The sequence below is a fragment of the Pseudomonadota bacterium genome, from assembly GCA_022361155.1.
GTDB lineage: Bacteria > Myxococcota_A > Polyangia > Polyangiales > JAKSBK01 > JAKSBK01.
This window is the reverse complement of the sequence record JAKSBK010000025.1, coordinates 1-6,805: the sequence shown is the minus strand read 5'-3', so window position 1 is coordinate 6,805 and position 6,805 is coordinate 1. Positions and strand designations below refer to the sequence as shown.

The following is a 6,805-nucleotide window of genomic DNA, read 5'->3' as shown; positions in this document are numbered from 1 at the left end:
GAGGCGGAGGGTGAGGTCAGCGCCATGATCGGCAAGGTAGGTCTTTGTCTGGGCGAGGCGGCAGAGCTCACGGCCACGCGCGTCCTGTCCGATCTGCCCGGTGAGATTCGCTACCGCCCGCTCGGTGTGATCGCGGTGGTTGGCCCTTTCAACTTCCCAGGCCACCTGCCCAACGGCCAGATCGTCCCCGCCCTCCTGCTCGGAAACACGGTCGTACACAAGCCCAGCGAGAAGACCCCGAGCACCGGAACTTGGATGGCCCGCTGCTTCGAGGAGGCCGGGCTGCCGTCGGGAGTCTTCAACCTGGTGCAGGGGCCCGCGCCAGTCGCTGTAGCTCTCGTACAGCACCCCGACCTGGACGCCATCCTGTTCACCGGCTCGGCCGCCGTGGGCAAACGCATCGTTCAGGCCAACATCGAGCGCCCCGAGCGCCTCATCGCGCTCGAGCTCGGCGGCAAGAACGCCTCCATCGTCCTGGACGACTGCGACATCGAGGCGGCGGCTCGGCAGATCGCTTTCGCAGGCTACGTTACCGCGGGGCAGCGCTGCAGCGCCACGTCACGCGTCATCGCTACCCAACGCGTGGCCGAGAGACTGCGGAAGCGAATTGGCGACATCGCGAGCCGCATCCACGTCGGCTACCCCGGGGATCCCGACGTGTTCATGGGTCCAATGATCAGCAAGGAGGCACGAGCAGCTCTCGCCGACGTTGGGCGCAGGGCCGAAGCACACGGGTTCGAGCCGGCCCCGGCCGGGGGCGAGCTCAGCGTGGAGGGTCGAAACGGCTGGTATGTACGGCCGAGCCTGCACCTGGCGCCCAACCCGAACGCGATATTCCCCGGCTACACCGACGAGGAGCTCTTCGGTCCGGACATGGTCCTTTACACGGTCTCGGATCTGGACGAAGCGATCGAGCTGGCCAATGCGACTCGCTACGGTCTGGTAGCATCCGTGTACACAGGTTCGCGGGAGCGCTTCGAGCAGGCGGCGAACGAGCTCGACACCGGCGTGCTGCACTGGAACCGCTCGACGGCCGGGGCATCGGGTCGCCTGCCCTTTGGAGGTATCAAGCAAAGCGGCAACCATCGCCCCGCCGGCCTCACCACCGGGCTCAGCTGCTCCTACGCGCAGGGCGTCTTGCTGGCACCCCGGCAAGAGCCGCTCGCAAGCTGGCCAGGGTTCAACGCGGACTCGCGACTGGGGTCTTGATTGGCTGGAGCCTGCAGCGGGTTCCCCTGCCGGAGGCCACTATCCCAGCGCCCCGGGGTCATCCAGCGCGGCCAGCACGCCGGCAACCGTCGCGCTTGCGCTCGCGACGCAGGTGTCCGCTGCACCGTAGTAGATCCGCAGCCGAGCCTGATCCGGCACCGTGCCCTCGTCATCCAGCGTATCCGCTACCAGCCCTGTCGGGAACACCACGTTCGGCACTTGCCCGCAGAGCTCGTAGGGCTCCCGTGGCTCCAGCAGATTGTGCCTGCTGCGGGCCACGACCTTGGTCGGATCCTTGTAGTCCAGGAGCAACGCGCCCATTTGATAGATGTTCGAGGTGGCGAAGTGGGTGGCTATCCCGTGATAGAAATGCAGCCAACCGTGCTGCGTCCTTACCGGCGGAGGGCCCGAGCCAATCAGCTCGTCCCAATAGTGCGGTCGGCCGCGCGCCACTACCCCGATCCGTTCCCACCCGACCAGGTCCTCGGACGCCGCCAGCACCATGCTGTCTCGCGCTTGCCAATGCCCGCCCGGTTCCGCGCGGTTGGGTCGCTCCAGGCGCAAGTAGCGACCACCCACTCGCTCCGGAAACAGCACCCCGTTGCGCACGTCCTCGCCGCTCGTCAGCCCCAGGAACTCGAAGTCGCGCAGATTGTGTGACCTCGCGACTCCAAGCCTGCAGGCTCGATCCACGTCCAGCGCCAGCATGCAGAAGACTTCTCGCCCGATCCGAGTCAAACGCGGATCGTACACGTGGAAGACCCGTTCCCTGACGGCTTGGATGCCGTCGAACCGAACGCGCTCGGCCCTGACCCTGAAACGAAGCCCTTCGAGGCCGTCGCGGCTGTCGGCCATTACCAGATGAGTCTCGCGGCTGCGCGCCTGTACGCGCAGCATCAGTGCCACCTTTGCCTCCCAGATCGTTGCGCCCGGATTGAAAACCGACGTTGGATCCTCGAGCCCGCCCTCCAGGCTCGGAATCATGCTACGCGTTATCAACGGGTTGCCGGAATCGCGAACGAAAACCACGTCACCCGCCCCCGTTCCGTGGCCCTTTGACCACGAAGCCGTCGTCCCGAACATCGCGTGACGCCGCGCCGAGCGCCCGAAACATACGTGAAATGTCCCGCATGCCTCCGAGCACAAACCACACGATCACGGCAGCCGCTACGCTCGCTTGAATGTACACGTACGTTTTCCAGAAACCGGCCCAAGCCGAGTCCCCCACGTCATGGTTCAAGCTGTAGGCTGTTCCCACCACGAAGAGCAGCGTCCAGGAGAACGTCCAAGCGTAGCTGACCAGGTAGGTCGCCTTGTCCACGGTTCCGAACTCCTTTCCTATGCCGAACCGCTTCCAGCGCACAGGCCCTTTATCGTGGACACGCTCCCCGCCCGGCTCTCGATTCAGCAAACGGTCCAGATCGAAGCACTCTTTCGAGGCCAAAGAGACCCCCACGTAGACCAGCGTGGACACACCCATGGCGAGGGCCCAGAATTCCTGCCCGTTCAACCAGAAGTCTTCGTCCAGCTGGCGAACGATGATACCTCCCGTGGCGATCGACGAGCCTGCGATCATGGCCGACCACGCCGCCCCAACCGTTCCGCGACGCCAATAGAGCCCTCCGATGATCACCGCCCCCGAGCCTCCCACGAAGATGGCGCCCGTGAGCGCACAAAACAAGAAAATGTACTGGCTCTGCTGAAACAGCAGGCTGAAGCAATAGATGAAGACCGCCACACCGATTACGGCGTAGCGCAGGTACCGAAGGTGTTGCCCCGGCGTCAGCGGCTCCTTCCGAAAAGGCATTATGACGTCCTGCACGAAGATACTGCCCCAGGAGTGCAGATAGGTGTCGTGGGTACTGACAAACGCAGCCAGCATGGCCGCTGCAAAGCCCCCGATCAGACCCACTGGCAGCATCTCCCGCAGCACCAGTGGAACCCGCAGCTGGTTTTGCAGCGTTTCCGACGGCAGCGTGTCCAACGTGCCTTGCACCGTGGCGGCTGTCGCCTCGAAGGCGGCCCCGTGCATCACCGTGTACGCGATGACCGGAGCCACCAGCAAGAACAGATCCTGGGGATAGATCCGCCAGATGCTGAGCACCTGCCCCATCTTCGCCTCATGAGCACTGGTAGCGGACGCATTGTATGCTTGTGTCCCTTGCCATGACATGGAGTTGTAGAGGAAGCCCACCACGCCGATCACGAAGTACACCAGGTTAAAGTCCTCGACATGGCTGGTCTTGAATGGATTGATCAACGACTCGTTCTCGGGTGCCTGCTGCAGAGCTGCGGAGACGTCGGACCACGAAACGGTCAGCAGTAGATACAGGGACGCTGCGAGGAAGAAGACGTTGGCAAGCGTTCCCTGAACGAAGTCGCTCACGATGACGACCACCTGACCTCCCCAGAGCACGAACAGCAGGGCCACAGCGACCAGCAGGAACATCACCACCGGCAAGCTGGGAAGCTCGAAGCCGGCGACAGGGATCGCCGCCGGAATTCCGCAGAAGTAGATGAAGAACCTGGCTCCGACCGCGGGAAAGATCCCAAAATTGATGATTCCAGAGACGAACGCGAGCATGCCGCAGAAGATGCGAAACGAGCGGCTGTAGCGGCGTTCGAAAAACTCGGCCAGCGTGAGCGATCGCGTTTGACGAAAGCGGTAGATGACCCAGCCGGACGCTGCGGCCAGCAGGATCACCACGTTCATGGTGAAGCTCCACCAGGTCATGGCGAAGCCGGCCACGTAGTTCATTTCGAACAACCCCACGACCGAGATCGCGCCGAGCCTGGCCACGCCTTGCGATACGCTCACGAGGTAGCGGCCTGCACTGCGACCGGCCGCAAGGTAGTCAGCCACGCTGCGCATGTAGCGGCGACTCGCAAGGGCACCGAGGAGCATCACCGCTCCGGACAAGCAGATGATGCCGACGTCCAGCGCTGCCATGGGTTATTGGGCCTGGTCCGTCCTGGAACCCGCCGGCGAAGGCTTTGCGACAGGAGGCGTCGTACTCGACTGCAATCTGCCGAGCTGATCTACCCGAGCCTGGCCTCCGGGAAAAGGCAATCGAGCCTCGTAGCCCCCCGGGGAGGACAGCAGGCGCAGCTTCCCGGTCCAGGCCGGGGGCAGCTTGAGCGGCTCGACTCCCGAGGCGTATTTGCCGTGCTTGGACCGGTAGATCTTCTGCGCGTAGTAGAGCTGCATCAGATGCTGGCGGGCCGTGTGGTCAGGCATGTGCACCGCGCGCTCCGGCTGCTCGCCGGCTTTGCGTGCGGAGAACTGGACGAAGCCCCAGCGCTCGGGGTAGTGCATGGCGATCAGACCCTGCGGCGACCAAACCCAGTTATCCTCGGCAAGCTCGTCTCCGCTCGGAGTCCTGAGCTTGCCGTAGCCGGATGCCGCCCATCGCAGCTGCCACTGCACTCGCGAAAAATTGACACGCCACTGCTGGCCCGGCTCGGGCGGCAGCGCCATCGCTCCAAGCCCCTTGAACGCCGTCCAGGGTATGGCCATTTCCACGGACCAACCTTGGTCTACGTCTCGGCCGTCGTTGAGCGTGCCCTTCAGCGAGACCGCGGTCTCGAGCCCCGCGATGTTCCAGTCGTGCTTGGCCGGCCCGCCATCGCGGTAGGGCTTGACTAGCAGCAAGTCCCACACCGTACCCAGCGCATTGATCTCGATCTCCACGTAGCGATGGTTGTCAGCGTCCGGGTCGATGAACACCTCGAAGTCGTTCTCGTGAAAAATAATGGAGTCGCGCTTGCGATAGGTCGCCCATAGATGCGGCTCGCTCAATCGCGCAGCCACGTAGAAGTAGTCAGCATCCCATAGCATCTTGGCGTGGGTACCGAACCGGGGCTCGGCATGCCTTCGTCCCTGGATGTCTACGAAGGCCGCGCTATCCGGCGCAACAAGCCACGATCGCTCGTCGAGCCTTCCATCGATACGGAGCGGCTCGAGGCTGCGGTAGGCGACGTAGCGCTCGGGGATCCATGGCTCGTCGCGAGGCACCGGAAAGGGCTTCGCGCCCGCGCTCTTGGTCTGGCACCCCAGCGCAAAGCACAGCGCGCTCGCCACTGCGACCGCGCAAGCCCCAAGCCGCGCGCTCCGCTGCCTTGCGGGCGGCGAACCCCCGGACGCTAGCCTCGAGCTCAGCAACTGCACCGGCGCCTCGGTCATCGCGGGTCGTCAGGCACGAACAGGTCCGGCGCGGGCAGCGTGCGCTTCGCGATGCCGGGGCCTTCGTAGAAAAGCTCGCACACTTCGTGTCCGCCGCTCTCGAAGTACGCGACTCGCAGCGCGTGCAGACCAGCTTGGAGCGCCACTTCGCCCGCCTTGTCTCGGGGTGAGTGCAGGCCGTCGTTGTCTACGAGCAGCTTGTCGCCGATCCACAGCCTGCTTCCGTCATCCGAGCTGAGATGGAAGCGGTACATCCCTGTCTTTGGCACCCGCAGCCAGGAACGAAACTCGAGCCCGAAGTGGTTTCTGCGTGCGATCCGGTCCGGAATGGTCACACGCGTACCTATCTGCACCTGCTTTGGACGCTCGGTCGAGAAATCCGGCAACGCGTTCCACTGCCCTTCGTAGTACGCGACGCGGACTCCCGGACGCTCCGGCAGGGGCCTGCGGGCTGCGGGCAGCGGCTTGACTTTGGACAGCGTACGCTCCGCGATCGGGCTCGCCGGCCGCCCATCACGAAACAACTGTGCGCGTACCTTGGCACCGGAAGCAAGGCGCACAGGCGTACCCTCGAAGCGTGCGGACTCGGGGGTCGGATCGGAGCCGTCTAGCGTATAACGCAGCACACCCGATCGGTCGCTGCCGATGCGGAACTGGGTCGCATCGACGAAGCTCGCAAACGGAGCCTCGATCTCGGGCGGTTTGTCGAGATCGAGGGCGCCATCGAGCTCCACCGCGATCACGCTGTGACCGGTCGCCTTGGGTCGTTTCGGCAGCCGTAGCGACAACGCGAGAGGCTTGCTCGATACCTGGACTCGACGCTCGGGCGCCCCGAGAACCCGGGCGCGCTTCGAGGTGTTGTGCAGCCCGACCAGCTGGAGCGATCGCGATCGTGGCCAGTCGAACACGTGCAAGTAGAGCCGGTCGTTGCCTGCCGCGACGTGCTTCACCGTGCATACACCCCACTCGAACGAGCCAAAGGGGCAGGCTTCGGTACCGTAGATGGCTTCGCCGTTCTTGCGGAGCCAGCGACCCATAGCCCGCAATCGCTGCACGTCGGCGGCGGGCAGCGTTCCGTCCCCACGTGGCCCCACGTTCAGCAGCAGGTTGCCTCCCTTGGACGAAGTGTCGGCCAAGATTTGAAGCAGCTTGGCTACGCTCTTGCGCTTGGTCTCGCGCCGGTTGTAGCCCCAATGCCGGCCGATCGTGGTGCAGGTCTCCCAAGGCTGCGTGGTCTCGGCGGTTTGTGGAATCGCCTGTTCTGGTGTTCCAAAATCCCCGCGGTAGGCCCCCTTTTCGGTCAGCCCGTCGGGCCGCCTGCCGATATCAACGCGGTTGTTTATGAGAATGCGAGGCTGAAGCCCGCGTACGAACGCGTAGAGATCCTTGCCGTAGGCGTGGCTCCAGGTGTCG

General features: G+C 64.3%; 5 protein-coding genes. 1 reads left to right on the top strand and 4 read right to left on the bottom strand.

Annotated features, from left to right (window positions below; genetic code table 11):
- Positions 1–1,209: aldehyde dehydrogenase family protein (locus MJD61_00770; protein ID MCG8553812.1), on the top strand; the 1,209-nt coding region annotated here is incomplete at its 5' end.
- A gap of 39 nt (positions 1,210–1,248) precedes the next feature.
- On the opposite strand, the gene MJD61_00765 is transcribed toward MJD61_00770, so the two are convergent.
- The 4 genes from MJD61_00765 to MJD61_00750 form a co-directional block, all read right to left on the bottom strand.
- Entirely contained in the window at positions 1,249–2,193 is a 945-nt protein-coding gene (locus MJD61_00765) for a glycoside hydrolase family 130 protein (protein ID MCG8553811.1), read from the bottom strand.
- Positions 2,194–2,239: 46 nt separating this feature from the next.
- The gene (locus MJD61_00760; protein MCG8553810.1) at positions 2,240–4,159 is read right to left on the bottom strand and encodes a sodium:solute symporter; all 1,920 of its coding nucleotides are present in this window, start codon (positions 4,157–4,159) and stop codon (positions 2,240–2,242) included.
- Between the two features lie 3 nt (positions 4,160–4,162).
- Positions 4,163–5,392, bottom strand: a complete 1,230-nt coding sequence (locus tag MJD61_00755) for a carbohydrate-binding family 9-like protein (GenBank protein ID MCG8553809.1) — start codon at positions 5,390–5,392, stop codon at positions 4,163–4,165.
- Positions 5,389–6,805: alpha-L-fucosidase (locus MJD61_00750; GenBank protein ID MCG8553808.1), on the bottom strand; the 1,417-nt coding region annotated here is incomplete at its 5' end. The genes MJD61_00750 and MJD61_00755, both read right to left, overlap by 4 nt.